Here is a 16,771-nt window from a genome sequence, read left to right on the forward strand (position 1 = left end):
ATTCATGCGTTCTGTAGGCCGGGTAACGCGCAACGCCCCCGGCAACCGCCTGAATTACAGCTTAATAAAGTTCTCGCGATAATACGCCAGTTCGGCCACGGACTCACGGATATCGTCCATGGCCTGATGCGTTCCCTGCTTTTTAAAGCCATCCAGGATTTCCGGTTTCCAGCGACGCGCCAGCTCTTTCAGGGTGCTCACATCCAGATAGCGGTAATGGAAGTAAGACTCCAGCTCCGGCATGTACTTAAACAGAAAACGGCGATCCTGACCGATGCTGTTACCGCAGATAGGTGATTTGCCCGCCGGAACCCACTGTTTCAGAAACTCAAGCGTTGCCAGCTCCGCCTCGCGATCGCCCATGGTGCTAGCCTTAACGCGCTCCACCAGCCCGCTCCCCGTGTGGGTGCGCACGTTCCACTCATCCATTAACGCAAGCTGGTCGTCGGACTGATGAACCGCGATAGTCGGCCCTTCCGCCAGAATATTCAGGTTGGCATCGGTCACCAGGGTTGCAATCTCAATAATGCGATCGCGCTCGGGATCCAGCCCGGTCATTTCAAGATCGATCCAAATCAGGTTGTTTTCATCCGCGCTCATGTTATTTTCCACCCTTCTCGCATAACCGGCTGTAGCAGGTTAACTAGTATTAATTAGAGTGTATCATAGAGGTTTTGCCCCTTACGGGCGACCAGGAGCCAGCGCGATTGAGTAAAAATAAACTCTCCAAAGGGCAGCAGCGCCGTGTGAATGCCAATCACCAGCGCCGTCTTAAAACCACTTCGGAGAAGGTCGATTACGACGACAACCTGTTTGGCGAACCGATGGAAGGCATCGTCATCAGCCGTTTCGGTATGCACGCCGACGTGGAATCCGCCAACGGTGAGATTCACCGCTGCAACATCCGCCGGACGATTCGTTCTCTGGTGACCGGCGATCGCGTGGTCTGGCGCCCGGGTAAAGAAGCGGCGGAAGGCGTCACGGTAAAAGGCATCGTTGAGGCGGTCCACGCGCGTACGTCGGTACTGACCCGTCCCGATTTCTACGACGGGGTTAAACCTATCGCAGCCAACATTAACCAGATCGTTATCGTCTCGGCGATTTTGCCCGAACTTTCGCTCAATATTATCGACCGATACCTTGTCGCCTGTGAAACGCTGCAGGTTGAACCGATAATCGTACTCAACAAAATCGATCTGCTCGATGAAGACGGTATGAACTTCGTCAACGAGCAGATGGATATCTACCGTAACATCGGGTATCGCGTTCTGATGGTTTCCAGCTATACCAAAGATGGTCTGAAACCGCTTGAAGAGGCGCTTACCGATCGCATCAGCATCTTTGCGGGACAGTCCGGTGTGGGCAAATCGAGCCTGCTGAACAACCTTCTCGGCCTCCAGCAAGAGATCGTGACCAACGATGTGTCTGATGTTTCTGGCCTGGGCCAGCACACTACCACCGCGTCACGCCTGTATCACTTCCCGCACGGCGGCGATGTCATTGACTCCCCGGGCGTGCGTGAATTCGGTTTGTGGCACCTTGAGCCGGAACAAATCTTCAACGGATTTGTCGAATTCCATGATTATTTAGGTGCTTGCAAATACCGCGACTGTAAACATGACAATGACCCGGGCTGCGCTATCCGTGAAGCGGTCGAGAAAGGCGAAATAGCGGAGACCCGCTTTGAAAACTACCACCGCATTCTCGAGAGCATGGATCAGGTAAAAACGCGTAAAAACTTTTCTGATTCTGATAACTGACAACTAAGCTAAGCATCGCTAAAATCGTCCCCTTTTTTCAGGTTCCGGCGCTTTGCGGCCGGATCAGGAACGACAAAACAATGGCCTGGAGGCTACCTTGTTAAACTCATTTAAACTTTCGCTTCAATACATTCTGCCGAAACTGTGGCTCACTCGCCTGGCGGGCTGGGGCGCGAGCAAACGAGCGGGCTGGCTGACCAAACTGGTCATCGACCTTTTCGTAAAATATTACAAGGTCGACATGAAAGAGGCGCAGAAGCCGGATACCGCCAGCTACCGCACCTTCAACGAGTTTTTCGTCCGCCCACTGCGCGACGACGTGCGCCCGCTGAATACGGACCCTAACGTGCTGGTGATACCTGCAGATGGCGTGATTAGCCAACTGGGTCACATCGAAGACGACAAAATCCTGCAGGCGAAAGGCCATAACTACAGCCTGGAAGCGTTGCTGGCAGGTAACTACCTGATGGCGGATCTGTTCCGTAACGGGACCTTCGCGACCACCTATCTCTCACCGCGCGACTATCACCGCGTGCACATGCCGTGCAACGGCATCCTGCGTGAAATGATCTACGTTCCGGGCGATCTGTTCTCCGTGAACCACCTCACGGCGCAGAACGTACCTAACCTGTTCGCCCGTAACGAACGCGTCATTTGCCTGTTTGATACTGAATTCGGCCCTATGGCGCAGATTCTCGTGGGCGCGACCATTGTCGGCAGCATTGAAACCGTCTGGGCTGGCACCATCACCCCACCACGTGAAGGCGTGATCAAGCGCTGGACCTGGCCTGCCGGTGAAGAAGAAGGCTCTGTCGCCCTGCTGAAAGGTCAGGAGATGGGTCGCTTCAAGCTGGGCTCAACCGTTATCAACCTGTTTGCACCGGGTAAAGTTAAGCTGGCCGAACAGCTTGAAAGCCTGTCGGTCACCAAACTGGGTCAGCCGCTGGCCGTCTCTACCGAAACCTTCGTAACGCCGGTGGCAGAACCTGCACCGTTGTCCCAAGAAGAGATCGACGCCGAGCACGACGCCAGCCCGCTGGTTGACGACAAAAAAGACGAAGGCTAATAACAGAAGGATCGCTGACGTGCGCCCGATTATCGTTCTACTGATGGCCTGGTGCCTCAGCATGGGGGCGTACGCAGCGACAGCCCCCGACGCAAAACAGATAACCCAGGAACTGGAGCAGGCAAAAGCGGCAAAACCCGCTCAGCCAGAGACCGTTGAGTCGCTCCAGTCCGCCCTGAACGCGCTTGCGGAGCGAAAAGGCTCCCTTGAGCGTGCACAGCAATATCAGCAGGTTATCGACAACTTCCCGAAACTCTCGCAAACGCTGCGCTCGCAGCTCAGTAATCTGCGTGATGAACCGCGCGATATACCGGCGGACATGTCTTCTGATGCGCTGAATCAGGAGATCCTCCAGGTCAGCAGCCAGCTTCTGGAAAAGAGCCGTCTGGCTCAGCAGGAGCAGGAGCGGGCGCGTGAAATTGCCGACTCGCTCAGCCAGCTTCCCCAGCAGCAAACCGATGCCCGCCGCCAGCTTAATGAAGTTGAGCGTCGCGTTGGCACGCAAAGCGGCAACACGCCGCAAGCGCAGGCGCAGAATCTGGGGCTGCAGGCCGAATCTGCTCGCCTCAAAGCCCTTGTCGATGAACTGGAGCTGGCGCAGCTGTCCGCCAATAACCGCCAGGAGCTGTCGCGGATGCGCTCTGAGCTGGCGCAGAAGCAGAGCGAACAGTTGGATGCATATCTGCAGGCCCTGCGTAATCAGCTTAACAGCCAGCGGCAGCGCGAAGCCGAGCGTGCGCTTGAAAGCACCGAACTGCTGGCGGAAAACAGCGCGAACCTGCCCAGCGGCATCGTTGAGCAGTTTAAGGTCAACCGCGAGCTCTCTGCGGCGCTGAACCAACAGGCGCAGCGTATGGATCTGGTAGCCTCGCAACAGCGCCAGGCTACCAATCAAACCCTACAGGTCCGCCAGGCGCTTAACACGTTGCGTGAGCAGTCCCAATGGCTAGGGTCATCAAACCTGCTGGGTGAAGCGTTACGCGCGCAGGTCTCACGCCTGCCGGAAATGCCCAAACCGCAGCAGCTGGATACCGAAATGGCTCAGCTGCGCGTGCAGCGACTGCACTTTGAGGATCTGCTCAACAAACAGCCGCAAATCCGCCAGATCCGTCAGGCTGACGGACAGCCGCTGACCAGCGAGCAGAACCGCATTCTGGAAGCCCAGTTGCGTACCCAGCGTGAACTGCTGAACTCCCTGCTCCAGGGCGGGGATACGCTGATTCTGGAACTGACCAAGCTGAAGGTCTCTAATAGCCAACTGGAAGATGCGCTGAAAGAGGTGAATGAGGCAACGCACCGTTATCTCTTCTGGACCTCCGACGTGCGGCCGATGACCTTCTCGTGGCCGATTGAGATTGTCCAGGATCTGCGCCGCCTTATTTCGCTGGATACCTTCAGCCAGCTGGGCCAGGCCAGCGTGATGATGCTCACCAGTAAAGAGACCATTTTCCCGCTGCTGGCCGCGCTGATTCTGGTGGGCTTCAGCATTTACTCGCGCCGGTATTTCACCCGTTTCCTGGAACGCTCCAGCGCCCGGGTGGGGAAAGTTACGCAGGATCACTTCTGGCTGACGTTACGCACCGTCTTCTGGTCGATTCTCGTCGCCTCACCGCTACCGGTCCTGTGGATGACGCTTGGATATGGCCTGCGGGAAGCCTGGCCCTACCCGCTCGCGGTGGCCATTGGCGATGGCGTCACTGCCACGGTGCCACTGCTGTGGGTGGTAATGATTTGCGCCACGTTCGCGCGGCCCAACGGTTTGTTCATCGCTCACTTCGGCTGGCCGCGTAATCGCGTTGCACGCGCCATGCGTTACTACCTGATGAGCATCGGACTGATTGTGCCGCTGATTATGGCGCTGATCATGTTCGATAAACTCAACGACCGGGAATTCTCAGGGTCGCTGGGCCGCCTCTGCTTTATGCTGATATGCGGGGCGCTGGCAATTGTCACGCTCAGCCTGAAACGCGCCGGTATCCCGCTCTATCTGGATAAATCCGGTAACGGCGACAACATGTTCAACCGGCTGCTCTGGAACCTGCTGCTGAGCGCACCGCTGATTGCCATGCTGGCAGCGACGGTGGGTTACCTGGCGACCGCCAAGGCGCTGCTGGCGAGGCTTGAAACCTCGGTGGCGATCTGGTTCCTGCTTCTGGTGGTGTATCACGTGATACGCCGCTGGATGCTGATCCAGCGCCGCCGTCTGGCGTTCGACCGTGCCAAGCACCGGCGGGCAGAGATCCTCGCCCAGCGTGCGCGTGGCGAGGAAGAGCCAAACCATATCAACAGCACAGAAGGCACGACGGAAGCTGACGAAGTCGAGCTGGATCTGGATGCCATCAGTACCCAATCCCTGCGACTGGTACGCTCCATCCTGATGCTGATTGCCCTGCTGTCGGTGATCTTCCTGTGGTCGGAAATTCACTCCGCGTTTGGCTTCCTGGAAAACATCTCTCTGTGGGACGTAACGTCCACGGTACAAGGTGTGGAGAGCCTGGAGCCGATTACCTTAGGCGCGGTGTTGATTGCCATTCTGGTGTTGATCATCACCACCCAGCTGGTGCGTAACTTCCCGGCGCTGCTGGAGCTGGCCCTGCTGCAGCATCTCGATTTAACCCCGGGGACGGGATACGCAATTACCACCATCACCAAATATCTGATCATGCTGTTTGGCGGGCTGGTCGGCTTCTCAATGATTGGTATTGAATGGTCGAAACTGCAGTGGCTGGTGGCGGCACTTGGTGTGGGGTTAGGGTTTGGCTTACAGGAGATCTTCGCCAACTTTATCTCTGGCCTGATTATTCTGTTCGAAAAACCAATTCGTATTGGCGATACGGTAACGATCCGCGACTTGACCGGCAGCATCACCAGGATCAACACGCGCGCCACCACGATCAGCGACTGGGACCGTAAAGAGATCATCGTGCCGAACAAGGCGTTTATTACCGAGCAGTTTATCAACTGGTCGCTGTCAGACTCCGTCACGCGTGTGGTGCTGACGGTACCTGCGCCGTCGGATGCCAATAGCGAAGAGGTCACTCAGATCCTCTACACCGCCGCGGAGCGCTGTTCATTTGTGATCGACAACCCGGCGCCGGAAGTGTTCCTGGTGGATTTACAACAGGGGATCCAGATTTTCGAACTGCGTATTTACGCCGCCGAAATGGGACACCGTATGCCACTGCGTCATGAGATCCACCAGCTGATTCTGGCAGGGTTCCGTGAGCACGGCATTGATATGCCGTTCCCACCGTTCCAGATGCGTCTGGAAAGCCTGGACGGGCGTAAAACGGGAAGAACGTTAACGTCAGCGGCGCGCACACGCCCGGCAGGAAGTCTGTAACCCTTCTCCCCTCCCTTCCGGGAGGGGAATGTTTGACCGCTACGCCACTTCCGTCAGCAACGCCACAGAACGTCGGCGATAATTCTCATAAATCCCCATCGCCAGCAGTGAGAAGAAGACTGGACCGCCCACCATCCACAGTGCGCTACTCCAGTCATTCGCCTCAATCACCGGCTGAATAACGGTAAAGATGTTGGCGAATGCCACTACCAGCACCACCACCGTGGTTGCCAGCAGCGTGGCGGCGCGCGTTTTGAAAATCACAAACGGACGCTCAAGATCCTGCTTCGCCTTAAAGAACGGGAAGGCCAGGCTCAGAAAGAGATAAGGCAACGTCATCGACACGTTCGCCATCAGGGTCAGCTTGTTATAAAACGCTGACGCGGTATCCCCACCAAACGACACCAGCAAAATGAACACGCTGACCAGCAGGCACTGCATCCACATGGCGTTGGCGGGCATACCCGCGGTATTCAGTTGCGTCATGCGTGCAGGCCACAGCGCTTTTGGCGTGCCCTGAATTATCGCTTTCAACGGAGAGTAAATCAGCGTGAAAAACGCGCCGGTATAGGCAAGGAACATGGACAAGCCGGTGATGCGTGCAAACCAGACGCCCATCGCTGCCGCCGCTTCCGGTGTCAGATTCATCGCTTGTCCCAGCGTCATCCCCAGGCTTTTCATCAGCACATAGGTAATGTTGCCCAGGTTAGTGGTGTTGTTGCTGAGTACCTGCTGCCAGTTGCTGCTGACGCCCCAGAGGAAAATTGCCAGCGAATAGCCAATGGAGATAACTATTGCGGCAAAAATAATGCCTTTCGCAAAGTTCTTTTCCGGGTTCTCGGTCTTGTCGACCAGGCCGCCCACCGCCTCAATACCGCCGTACGCAAAAATGGCAAACACCACAAAGGAGAGCATAGCGAGCCCGGACTGATAGCTCGGGTTGGGCGAGGAAACGAAGTTCACCTCCTGAGCGAAATGTCCGCCGTTCAGGCACAGAATGGCAATGCTGACCAGCAGCAACACCAGGTTCAGGCACATCACCGAGATCCCACCCACGGCGGTAATGCGGGCAATTTTGTTGATGCCCTTAGACGCCACCAGCGTTACAACCACCATCCAGCAGACGGCCAGAATCCCGACCACCTGCGTGGAGCTCAGACCGGCCAAAGACCAGACCTGAGTGTAATCGCTGCCGAAAACAAACGTCGAAAACGGTACCCAGACCTTGGCCGCCGTACTGACCATCCAGACCACATACGAGGAGAACCACATAAACGTGCCGATAAACGCGTAGCGCGGGCCGATGCTGTTGTTCATCCAGGAATAGATCCCGCCCTCTTCTTTGCGGTAAGCCGCCCCCATTTCCGCCATCATCAGCGCAAACGGTATGAAGAAAAACAGAGCCGAGACGATGTAGAACGGCGTTGCGCTGTAGCCCATCAGATAGAAAGCCGACGGGCTGTTGGCAAAGCCAAAGACGGAGGTAAAAATCATCAGGATGAGCCCGGTGAGGGTCATCTTTTTAAGTGACTGGGACATAGCGCCATCCAAAGGAAGTTAAACTGCGCGGATGGTAGCAGATGACCAGACTAATATTGTGGCTATTAGGGGCAAATTAAGAAAAAGACCTGCGTACAGAGAATGTGGCAGTTTTTAATGTTGTCGTGCGGAAATGGAAAGGTTAATTGACATCAGAGGTGAGCCGGGTAATCGACAGCGCTACCCGGCAATACGGTGCGTTATGCGCGATCGACTGTAAACGCGATCACTTCGCCCAGCTGTTCTGCACCCAGCGCCAGCATCACCAGACGATCAACGCCCAGCGCCACGCCGGAGCAGTCCGGCAGACCCGCTTTCAATGCTTCCAGCAGATGGGTATCAATCGGCTGCTGCGGCAGACCACGTGCCGCGCGCTTGCGGTTATCCTGCTCAAAACGCTGCTGCTGTTCGCGTGCGTCGGTCAGTTCGTGGAAGCCGTTCGCAAGCTCGATACCTTTGTAATAGACCTCAAAACGCTCCGCCACGCGGTGATCTTCGGTGCTGATCTGCGCCAGCGAAGCCTGGCTTGCCGGGAAGTGATATACAAACGTCGGCCGGTCTTTGCCAATTTGCGGTTCAACGCCAAAGGTGAAGAGCAGTTGCAGCAGCGTGTCGCGGTCTTCTTCGGTATCTGCCACGTTGCTCAGATCCAGTTTTGCCGCCACTTCGCGCAGCTGCGCTTTATCCGCAGAGAGCGGATCAATTTCCAGGTAACGCTGGAAAACCTGCTGATAAGAGAGCGTTTCCGCTTCTGAGCACTCCAGCACCTGCTGCAGCAGATCGTCCACCTCGTTCATCAGGCGGTACATATCATAATGCGGACGGTACCACTCCAGCATGGTGAATTCCGGATTGTGGTGACGCCCCATCTCTTCATTACGGAAACTGCGGCACAGCTGATAGACCGGGCCACAGCCTGCCGCCAGCAGGCGTTTCATGTGGTATTCCGGGCTGGTCATCAGATACAAATTCATGCCCTGTGAGTGGCCAGGACCAACAAAACGGGTTTCAAACGGGACCAGATGAATATCCGTTACCGTTGCCTGACTCATGCACGGGGTTTCCACCTCAAGGACGCCGCGGTCGGCAAAGAAGCGGCGGATCTCCGCCATAATTGCAGCGCGTTTTAGCAGGTTGGGGATGGATGCGCTCGGCTGCCAGGTGGCCGTTTCGCTCATGAGTTTTTCTCCGATTTCAGACAAGGGCACGAAGTCTACTCGTTACCAGGGACGGAGACAAATTTTGCGCAGTAAAAAAGCGCATTTCATTTAGGCGAACAATTGCGCGACGAAATTCATTACTCACCGCGATAAATCGCCGCACAGAACAGCAAAAAAATCGAACACGTCAAATTTCCCTGACATCCACGCGGTTATACTGCTTTACCCATAAAGGAGCAGTGGAAACGCTTTCGCAATCGTCCTTTTGGACGGGTGAACTACCTTTAGTTTATCGCGTTGCGAAATAACAAAAATCTGGAGGAATGTCGTGCAAACTTTTCAAGCCGATCTTGCCGTTATAGGCGCTGGCGGGGCTGGATTACGTGCTGCGATTGCTGCAGCACAAGCTAATCCCAACGCTAAAATCGCATTGATTTCAAAAGTCTATCCGATGCGCAGCCATACGGTTGCCGCAGAAGGAGGATCCGCCGCCGTTGCGCAGGATCATGACAGCTTCGAATACCATTTCCACGACACGGTTGCAGGGGGCGACTGGCTTTGCGAGCAGGATGTCGTTGACTACTTTGTACACCATTGTCCTACGGAGATGACCCAGCTTGAACAGTGGGGATGTCCGTGGAGCCGTCGTCCGGACGGCAGCGTCAACGTTCGCCGCTTCGGCGGGATGAAGATCGAACGCACCTGGTTCGCTGCCGATAAAACCGGCTTCCACATGTTGCACACCCTGTTCCAGACCTCCCTTCAGTTCCCACAGATTCAGCGCTTTGACGAACATTTCGTCCTCGACATTCTGGTTGATGACGGTCAGGCGCGCGGTCTGGTGGCGATGAACATGATGGAAGGCACCCTCGTCCAGATCCGCGCCAACGCGGTGGTCATGGCTACCGGCGGTGCGGGGCGTGTTTACCGCTACAACACCAACGGCGGTATCGTCACCGGTGACGGCATGGGCATGGCGCTCAGCCACGGCGTGCCGCTGCGGGATATGGAGTTCGTGCAGTATCACCCTACTGGCCTGCCGGGCTCCGGCATTCTGATGACGGAAGGCTGCCGTGGTGAAGGCGGGATCCTGGTCAATAAAAATGGCTATCGCTATCTGCAGGATTATGGCATGGGCCCGGAAACCCCGCTCGGCGAGCCGAAAAACAAATACATGGAACTGGGCCCGCGCGACAAAGTGTCTCAGGCCTTCTGGCACGAGTGGCGCAAAGGCAACACCATCTCCACGCCACGCGGCGATGTGGTCTACCTCGACCTGCGTCATCTTGGCGAGAAGAAACTGCTGGAACGTCTGCCGTTCATTTGCGAACTGGCAAAAGCCTATGTTGGCGTCGATCCGGTGAAAGAGCCGATTCCGGTACGTCCAACGGCCCACTACACCATGGGCGGTATCGAAACCGATCAGCAGTGCGAAACCCGCATTAAAGGGCTGTTTGCCGTGGGCGAGTGCTCCTCTGTCGGCCTGCACGGTGCCAACCGTCTGGGGTCAAACTCACTGGCGGAGCTGGTGGTCTTTGGCCGCATGGCGGGCGAACGCGCGATGGAGCGTGCTGCCACCGCGGGCGAGGCGAACAGCGCGGCGCTGGATGCCCAGGTCGTTGACGTCGAAAAACGGCTGAAAAACCTGGTGAACCAGGAAGGAAATGAAAACTGGTCGAAAATCCGCGACGAGATGGGCCTGTCGATGGAAGAAGGCTGCGGTATCTATCGTACCCCTGAGCTGATGCAAAAAACCGTGGATAAGCTGGCAGAGCTGCAGGAACGCTTCAAGCGCGTGCGCATTACCGATACCTCCAGCGTGTTCAACACAGACCTGCTCTATACCATTGAGTTGGGTCACGGCCTGAACGTGGCGGAATGTATGGCGCACTCTGCGCTGGCACGTAAAGAGTCACGCGGCGCGCATCAGCGTCTTGATGAAGGCTGCACCGAACGTGATGACGTCAATTTCCTGAAACACACTCTCGCCTGGCGCGATGCGGATGGCACCACCCGTCTGGACTACAGCGACGTGAAAATCACGACGTTGCCACCGGCTAAACGCGTGTATGGCGCAGAAGCAGAAGCCGCCGAGAAGAAGGAGAAGGCGAATGGCTGAGATGCAGAAACTGAAAATCGAAGTGGTGCGCTACAATCCGGAAGTGGACACCGCACCGCACAGCGCATTCTATGAAGTCCCTTATGACGAGCAAACCTCTCTGCTGGATGCGCTCGGCTATATCAAAGATAACCTTGCGCCGGACCTGAGCTACCGCTGGTCGTGCCGTATGGCAATCTGCGGCTCCTGCGGCATGATGGTCAACAAGGTGCCGAAACTGGCCTGTAAAACTTTCCTGCGTGAATATACCAAAGGCATCAAAGTAGAAGCGCTGGGTAACTTCCCGATTGAACGCGATCTGGTGGTCGATATGACTCACTTTATCGAAAGTCTGGAAGCGATTAAGCCGTACATCATCGGCAATCCACGTACGCCGGATCAGGGGACGAACACCCAGACACCAGCTCAGATGGCGAAATACCATCAGTTCTCCGGCTGCATCAACTGTGGTCTGTGCTACGCCGCGTGTCCACAGTTTGGCCTGAATCCAGAGTTTATTGGCCCGGCGGCCATTACCCTGGCACACCGCTATAACGAGGACAGCCGCGACCACGGTAAAAAAGAACGTATGGCGCAGCTTAACAGCCAGAACGGCGTCTGGAGCTGTACTTTTGTGGGCTACTGCTCCGAAGTCTGTCCGAAGCACGTCGACCCGGCCGCCGCTATTCAGCAGGGTAAAGTGGAAAGCTCGAAAGACTTTCTTATCGCCACCCTGAAACCACGCTAAGGAGTGCATAATGACGACTAAACGCAAAGCCTACGTGCGGCCAATGCCGTCCACCTGGTGGAAGAAACTGCCGTTTTATCGCTTCTATATGCTGCGTGAAGGCACCGCAGTGCCGGCGGTCTGGTTCAGCCTGGAGCTGATGTACGGCGTTTATGCCCTCAAACATGGCCCTGAAACCTGGGCCAGCTTTGTCGGCTTCCTGCAAAACCCCATCATCGTGATCCTGAACCTGATTGTGCTCGCGGCAGCGCTGCTTCATACCAAAACCTGGTTTGAACTGGCACCAAAAGCGGCGAACATCATCATTAAAGACGAGAAAATGGGGCCAGAGCCGGTCATTAAAGGGCTATGGGGCGTGACGATCCTCGTCACTGTGGTCATTCTGTTTGTCGCACTGTTCTGGTAAGGAGACTACTGTGATTAATCCAAATCCAAAACGTTCTGATGAGCCGGTCTTCTGGGGACTGTTTGGCGCAGGGGGGATGTGGAGCGCCATCATCGCGCCGGTCATCATCCTGCTGGTCGGTATTATGCTGCCACTGGGGCTGTTTCCGGGCGATGCGCTGGGTTACGAGCGAGTACTGACCTTTGCCAGCAGCTTTATTGGCCGTGTGTTCATCTTCCTGATGATCGTCCTGCCGCTGTGGTGTGGCCTGCACCGTATTCACCATGCGATGCATGACCTGAAAATCCATGTCCCGAGCGGGAAATGGGTGTTCTACGGTCTGGCAACCATCCTGACGGTGGTTACGCTGATTGCCGTGGTTACTATCTGATACATCAGGCCCGCCCCCCGGCGGGCCTGTCATTTCTGCATTTTCCCCACCAGCCACTGCGCAAACTCACGCATTGCAGGGGTTTCTGTCCGTGACTGCAATCGGGTTAACCAGTAACTGCCCAGCTCTATCTGTGTCGCAAACGGCTGAATGATACGTTCACTGTTCAGCAGATGAGTGAACATACCCACAGGTGCGATAGCAATTCCCACGCCGGCCTGCGCGGCTTCCAGCATGGTAACGGATGAATCAAACACCATCACCCGATGCGTTGGTGACGGCGGGAGTTCGCCCGCGGCCTGCATCCACGCCGACCATTCGTCGCGTCGGTAGGAGCGCAGCAGCGTAAACTTCAGCATGTCCGCCGGTGCTTGTAGCCCGACGGCAATTTCAGGCGTGCACAGCGGAGCCAGCGGCGCAGAACACAGAAACGTCGCTTCAGTGCCATGCCACGCCCCTCCACCGTAGCGGATCGTGTAATCAAGCCCTTCGGCGGCCGGATCGACGCGATTATTATGGGTCGAAAGATGCAGATCGATATGCGGATAGCGGCGACGGAAATCATCCAGCTGCGCGAATAACACCCCGGTCGCAAAAGTCCCCACCACGCCAATTTTAAGCTTCTCCAGCGCGCGATGACTGGCAAAGCGATCCAGCATGCCGGCGATACGATCAAACGAATCGTTCAGCACCGGCAGCAGATTCTCGCCCTCTGTCGTCAGCATCAATCCGCGCGAAACCCGGACAAACAGCTGACAGTTCAGATGTTGTTCCAGCGTCTTAACGTGCTGACTGATGGCTGAATGGGTGACATTCAGCTCAATGGCAGCATTAGTAAAACTGAGGTGCCTTGCGGCGGCTTCGAAGGCACGAAGCGAATTAAGCGGTAAATAGCTGCGTGTCATCGACCCATCCGTTAGAAAAATTAACAGCTAATGCTAAATTTAACCGTTTGTCAGCCACAGTCAAATCCAACAGACTGGGTATGTCTGACGGGCCCGGACACTCCCTTGACTCGCTATTACGGAAGATAACTGATGATGAAAAAATCCCTGTGCTGCGTCCTGCTGCTCAGCACCTCCTGCGCTGCATTAGCCGCACCTCTGTCAGAAACACAGCTGGCGAAGGTCGTGGAACGTACCGTTACGCCCCTGATGAAAGCGCAGTCTATTCCGGGTATGGCGGTCGCCGTGATCTATCAGGGCCAGCCGCACTACTTCACCTTCGGCAAGGCCGATGTCGCAGCGAACACACCCGTCACTGCACAAACGCTGTTTGAGCTGGGCTCAATCAGCAAAACCTTCACCGGCGTTCTGGGTGGCGATGCTATTGCTCGCGGTGAAATTTCGCTGGGCGATCCGGTGACCAAATACTGGCCTGAGCTGACCGGCAAACAGTGGCAGGGCGTTCGCATGCTGGACCTGGCAACCTATACTGCCGGTGGCCTGCCGTTACAGGTGCCCGATGAGGTTACCGATAATGCCTCGCTGCTGCGTTTTTACCAGTCCTGGCAACCACAGTGGGCGCCAGGCACCACGCGTCTTTATGCGAACGCCAGCATCGGTCTGTTTGGGGCTCTGGCGGTGAAACCTTCTGGCATGCGCTTTGAGCAGGCGATGACGGAGCGGGTCCTGAAGCCGCTTAACCTGAACCATACGTGGATTAACGTTCCGAAGGCAGAAGAACAGCATTACGCCTGGGGTTATCGTGACGGTAAAGCGGTTCACGTTTCGCCGGGCATGCTCGACGCCGAAGCGTATGGCGTGAAAACCAACGTGAAGGATATGGCGAGCTGGGTGGTGGCTAACATGGCCCCCGATGGGATACAGGATGCCTCACTGAAGCAGGGCATGGTGCTTGCACAGTCTCGCTACTGGCGCACAGGCTCGATGTACCAGGGCCTGGGCTGGGAGATGCTCAACTGGCCGGTAGAAGCCAAAACCGTGGTGGAGGGCAGCGACAACAAAGTAGCGCTTGCACCGTTGCCCGTGGCAGAAGTGAACCCTCCTGCACCACCGGTAAAAGCGTCATGGGTACATAAAACAGGCTCGACGGGCGGATTTGGCAGCTACGTGGCATTTATTCCTGAGAAGGAACTCGGCATCGTTATGCTGGCGAACAAGAGCTACCCGAACCCGGCACGCGTGGAAGCGGCATACCGTATTCTGAGCGCTCTGCAGTAACATCTTGCCGGGTGATGCTGATGCCCACCCGGCCTGCAAAATTCCCCCATTTTCCTTGCTGTCATCTACACTTAACAAAAAACAGTAAGGAAACTCCTATGCGCATTTTGCCTGTTATCGCCGCAGTGACAGCCGCGTTTTTAGTGGTTGCCTGCAGCTCCCCTACTCCCCCTCCCGGCGTCACCGTTGTCAGCAATTTCGACGCACAACGTTTTCTTGGAACATGGTATGAAATCGCGCGCCTTGACCACCGTTTTGAACGGGGTTTAGAGAAGGTCACGGCAAATTACAGCCCGATGGATGACGGCGGTATTCAGGTTATCAACCGGGGCTATAATCCGGCTCGGGAGATGTGGCAGCAGTCGATTGGACAAGCGTACTTTACCGGCGACCCGCGACGGGCCGCGCTCAAAGTCTCCTTCTTCGGCCCGTTCTATGGCGGATATAACGTGATCGCGCTCGACAGAGAGTACCGTCACGCGCTGGTCTGCGGGCCGGATCGTAACTATCTGTGGATCCTCTCTCGCACCCCAACCCTTTCACCTGAGATGAAACAGCAGATGCTGGACGTCGCGACCCGGCAAGGGTTTGATGTGTCGAAACTCATCTGGGTAGAACAACCCCATTAATGGGTGCTGAGCTTCAACCCAATAATACCGGCCACAATCAGGGCGAGACTGGCGATACGCGCCAGACTCGCTGACTCCCCCAACAGCAGGATCCCCGTGATGGCTGCCCCCACGGCGCCAATTCCCGTCCAGACGGCATACGCTGTCCCCACCGGTAAAGAACGCATCGCCCACGAGAGCAAAACGATACTCACAATCATCGCGGTGATGGTAATAACGCTGGGTGTCAGGCGGGTAAAACCGTGGGTGTACTTCAGACCTATCGCCCATACCACTTCGAGCAGGCCAGCAATAACAAGAATGATCCAGGACATTTCAGGCTCCTTAACTTAAATGCAAGTTGGGGCCGTCCCCGATGAAGGAAGCGCTTACGGGTCGTCCCGCAAGGCAAAGATTACGCCTCATATTTTGGTTAGCGTGCGATTTTTTTTCAATCCTTTTGTGCTGAACATGTTAAGGCAAGAAATAGCCGCAGTATGCCGCGCAGTTCAGGCATTTATCACTCATCCGACTTCTCTATGATGATGTGCTTTCTGATGGCAGGAAGCCAAACCACTAGCCGACTGCGAATATAATATGTTCAAAATTCTTTTGATTGACCGTTGTCACTTCACCCGCACCGGGTTTGAAGCATGGCTCAATCATTCCGGTTTATTTCCGGAAAACGTCGTTGTAACCGGCCTGAATAATCTTTTCCTCGCCAGAGAGCACATTCTGCAATGGAAACCGACGCTGGTTATTGCTGACCTGCATGGGTTCAGACAGGATGTACATCCCTTTCAGTCCCTCTCATCTTTGCTGAACGCCAGCGAAAGAGTGCCCTTTATTTTGCTGCAATCGGGTGAGGATAGTGAAATGACCGCCTGGCTGAAGCAATTCCCGGTCTGGTCATCACTGTTGAAAAGTGCCCGTCTTGAACAACTGGGGACAGTTATCCACGACGCACTCATTTCGCACGCGAACAGTGAAAAGCCAAAGGTAACCGCGCCTTTGCTGACGCGCCAGGAGGAGAAAGTGCTAACGTTGTGGATGGAGGGTGCCAGCAATCAAAAGATTGCAGCTCAACTGAGTATTAACGGTAAAACGGTCTATACCTATAAACGAAATATCCGCATGAAATTGCATATGGATACGCGTTATTCACCGTTTTTATCCCTGCAGGAATCAGAAAGCTGACGGTACGAAACCCGTCTGGTTCCGTACCGTTTATTCAATTACTGCTGTGCTTTACTTGCCGCACCAGAGATTGCGCTACCACCTTCAGAAATATCCTGACCAACGCCACGCGTGGTATTACAGGCTGTTAATACTGAAGAAAGTACCAGGACTGAAAAGATCGCTGCAATTGTCTTCTTAACCATAATATCTTCCTTTTATAGCCAAAGTTGTTTTGTGTATAGCAACTTAAGAATAGACAATATCCCGTCGTTTGACGGAAAAGGACGCATTTTTAGGAAAATTAGACGGGG

At 55.4% G+C, this 16,771-nt stretch carries 16 protein-coding genes; 10 read left to right on the forward strand and 6 right to left on the reverse strand.

Features of this window, described 5'->3' with window-relative positions; all coding sequences use genetic code 11:
* Positions 1 to 54 precede the first annotated feature (54 nt).
* The gene (gene orn, locus BJ887_RS13975) at positions 55 to 600 is read right to left on the reverse strand and encodes an oligoribonuclease (RefSeq protein WP_013095280.1); all 546 of its coding nucleotides are present in this window, start codon (positions 598 to 600) and stop codon (positions 55 to 57) included.
* Between the two features lie 107 nt (positions 601 to 707).
* Here orn and rsgA point away from each other — a divergent pair, with 107 nt between their 5' ends.
* The 3 genes from rsgA (at position 708) to mscM (ending at position 6,169) form a co-directional block, all read left to right on the forward strand.
* Positions 708 to 1,760 (forward strand): small ribosomal subunit biogenesis GTPase RsgA, encoded by a 1,053-nt coding sequence (gene rsgA / locus BJ887_RS13980; protein WP_020882951.1) that lies wholly within the window; start codon positions 708 to 710, stop codon positions 1,758 to 1,760.
* A 97-nt stretch (positions 1,761 to 1,857) separates the two neighbouring features.
* Positions 1,858 to 2,826 (forward strand): archaetidylserine decarboxylase, encoded by a 969-nt coding sequence (asd, locus tag BJ887_RS13985; protein WP_121340006.1) that lies wholly within the window; start codon positions 1,858 to 1,860, stop codon positions 2,824 to 2,826.
* 19 nt (positions 2,827 to 2,845) lie between these two features.
* Positions 2,846 to 6,169 carry a miniconductance mechanosensitive channel MscM gene (gene mscM / locus BJ887_RS13990; RefSeq protein ID WP_121340007.1) on the forward strand — a complete coding sequence of 1,108 codons (3,324 nt, stop codon included), beginning with the start codon at positions 2,846 to 2,848 and terminating at the stop codon, positions 6,167 to 6,169.
* Positions 6,170 to 6,208: 39 nt separating this feature from the next.
* On the opposite strand, the gene yjeM is transcribed toward mscM, so the two are convergent.
* Positions 6,209 to 7,708, reverse strand: a complete 1,500-nt coding sequence (gene yjeM, locus BJ887_RS13995; RefSeq protein ID WP_121340008.1) for a glutamate/gamma-aminobutyrate family transporter YjeM — start codon at positions 7,706 to 7,708, stop codon at positions 6,209 to 6,211.
* Positions 7,709 to 7,908: 200 nt separating this feature from the next.
* The gene (gene epmA, locus BJ887_RS14000) at positions 7,909 to 8,886 is read right to left on the reverse strand and encodes an elongation factor P--(R)-beta-lysine ligase (RefSeq protein ID WP_020882955.1); all 978 of its coding nucleotides are present in this window, start codon (positions 8,884 to 8,886) and stop codon (positions 7,909 to 7,911) included.
* A 310-nt stretch (positions 8,887 to 9,196) separates the two neighbouring features.
* Here epmA and frdA point away from each other — a divergent pair, with 310 nt between their 5' ends.
* Genes frdA through frdD form a run of 4 tightly spaced genes read left to right on the forward strand, consistent with a single transcriptional unit; the run spans position 9,197 to position 12,490 of the window.
* Positions 9,197 to 10,987, forward strand: coding sequence for a fumarate reductase (quinol) flavoprotein subunit (gene frdA / locus BJ887_RS14005; protein WP_014168298.1), 1,791 nt, complete (start codon positions 9,197 to 9,199; stop codon positions 10,985 to 10,987).
* Positions 10,980 to 11,714: a fumarate reductase iron-sulfur protein gene (frdB, locus tag BJ887_RS14010; RefSeq protein WP_020882957.1), complete on the forward strand. Its 735-nt coding sequence runs from the start codon at positions 10,980 to 10,982 to the stop codon at positions 11,712 to 11,714. Before frdA ends, frdB begins: the two co-directional genes overlap by 8 nt.
* A 10-nt stretch (positions 11,715 to 11,724) precedes the next feature.
* A complete protein-coding gene (gene frdC, locus BJ887_RS14015) occupies positions 11,725 to 12,120 on the forward strand; it encodes a fumarate reductase subunit FrdC (RefSeq protein ID WP_014168296.1) in 396 nt (131 codons plus the stop codon).
* Between the two features lie 10 nt (positions 12,121 to 12,130).
* Positions 12,131 to 12,490 (forward strand): fumarate reductase subunit FrdD, encoded by a 360-nt coding sequence (gene frdD, locus BJ887_RS14020; protein ID WP_121340009.1) that lies wholly within the window; start codon positions 12,131 to 12,133, stop codon positions 12,488 to 12,490.
* 29 nt (positions 12,491 to 12,519) lie between these two features.
* Here the strand turns inward: frdD and ampR are convergent, their stop codons facing one another.
* A complete protein-coding gene (gene ampR, locus BJ887_RS14025) occupies positions 12,520 to 13,395 on the reverse strand; it encodes a LysR family transcriptional regulator AmpR (RefSeq protein WP_020882960.1) in 876 nt (291 codons plus the stop codon).
* A gap of 132 nt (positions 13,396 to 13,527) precedes the next feature.
* On the opposite strand from ampR, the gene blaACT reads away from it, so the two are divergent.
* Positions 13,528 to 14,673, forward strand: a complete 1,146-nt coding sequence (gene blaACT, locus BJ887_RS14030) for an ACT family cephalosporin-hydrolyzing class C beta-lactamase (RefSeq protein ID WP_079231487.1) — start codon at positions 13,528 to 13,530, stop codon at positions 14,671 to 14,673.
* 98 nt (positions 14,674 to 14,771) lie between these two features.
* Positions 14,772 to 15,302, forward strand: coding sequence for a lipocalin family protein (locus tag BJ887_RS14035; RefSeq protein WP_032679411.1), 531 nt, complete (start codon positions 14,772 to 14,774; stop codon positions 15,300 to 15,302).
* Here BJ887_RS14035 and sugE read toward each other — a convergent pair.
* Positions 15,299 to 15,616: a quaternary ammonium compound efflux SMR transporter SugE gene (sugE, locus tag BJ887_RS14040; protein ID WP_014168291.1), complete on the reverse strand. Its 318-nt coding sequence runs from the start codon at positions 15,614 to 15,616 to the stop codon at positions 15,299 to 15,301. The genes BJ887_RS14035 and sugE overlap by 4 nt on opposite strands.
* 262 nt (positions 15,617 to 15,878) lie before the next feature.
* On the opposite strand from sugE, the gene BJ887_RS14045 reads away from it, so the two are divergent.
* Positions 15,879 to 16,478, forward strand: a complete 600-nt coding sequence (locus tag BJ887_RS14045) for a LuxR C-terminal-related transcriptional regulator (RefSeq protein WP_121340010.1) — start codon at positions 15,879 to 15,881, stop codon at positions 16,476 to 16,478.
* Positions 16,479 to 16,516: 38 nt separating this feature from the next.
* Here the strand turns inward: BJ887_RS14045 and ecnB are convergent, their stop codons facing one another.
* The gene (gene ecnB, locus BJ887_RS14050) at positions 16,517 to 16,663 is read right to left on the reverse strand and encodes a lipoprotein toxin entericidin B (RefSeq protein WP_014168289.1); all 147 of its coding nucleotides are present in this window, start codon (positions 16,661 to 16,663) and stop codon (positions 16,517 to 16,519) included.
* Positions 16,664 to 16,771: the final 108 nt, after the last annotated feature.

Origin of the sequence: Enterobacter sp. WPR_3_1 (assembly GCF_003635055.1) — a bacterium.
Lineage (GTDB): Bacteria > Pseudomonadota > Gammaproteobacteria > Enterobacterales > Enterobacteriaceae > Enterobacter > Enterobacter ludwigii.

Bases quoted from the DNA above. Each gene is read 5' to 3' on its own strand.
- BJ887_RS14035 (WP_032679411.1), top strand. From the start codon at position 14,772: ATGCGCATTTTGCCTGTTATCGCCGCAGTGACAGCCGCGTTTTTAGTG.
- ecnB (WP_014168289.1), bottom strand. From the start codon at position 16,663: ATGGTTAAGAAGACAATTGCAGCGATCTTTTCAGTCCTGGTACTTTCT.
- sugE (WP_014168291.1), bottom strand. From the start codon at position 15,616: ATGTCCTGGATCATTCTTGTTATTGCTGGCCTGCTCGAAGTGGTATGG.
- blaACT (WP_079231487.1), top strand. From the start codon at position 13,528: ATGATGAAAAAATCCCTGTGCTGCGTCCTGCTGCTCAGCACCTCCTGC.
- frdC (WP_014168296.1), top strand. From the start codon at position 11,725: ATGACGACTAAACGCAAAGCCTACGTGCGGCCAATGCCGTCCACCTGG.
- BJ887_RS14045 (WP_121340010.1), top strand. From the start codon at position 15,879: ATGTTCAAAATTCTTTTGATTGACCGTTGTCACTTCACCCGCACCGGG.
- orn (WP_013095280.1), bottom strand. From the start codon at position 600: ATGAGCGCGGATGAAAACAACCTGATTTGGATCGATCTTGAAATGACC.
- epmA (WP_020882955.1), bottom strand. From the start codon at position 8,886: ATGAGCGAAACGGCCACCTGGCAGCCGAGCGCATCCATCCCCAACCTG.
- yjeM (WP_121340008.1), bottom strand. From the start codon at position 7,708: ATGTCCCAGTCACTTAAAAAGATGACCCTCACCGGGCTCATCCTGATG.
- ampR (WP_020882960.1), bottom strand. From the start codon at position 13,395: ATGACACGCAGCTATTTACCGCTTAATTCGCTTCGTGCCTTCGAAGCC.
- frdB (WP_020882957.1), top strand. From the start codon at position 10,980: ATGGCTGAGATGCAGAAACTGAAAATCGAAGTGGTGCGCTACAATCCG.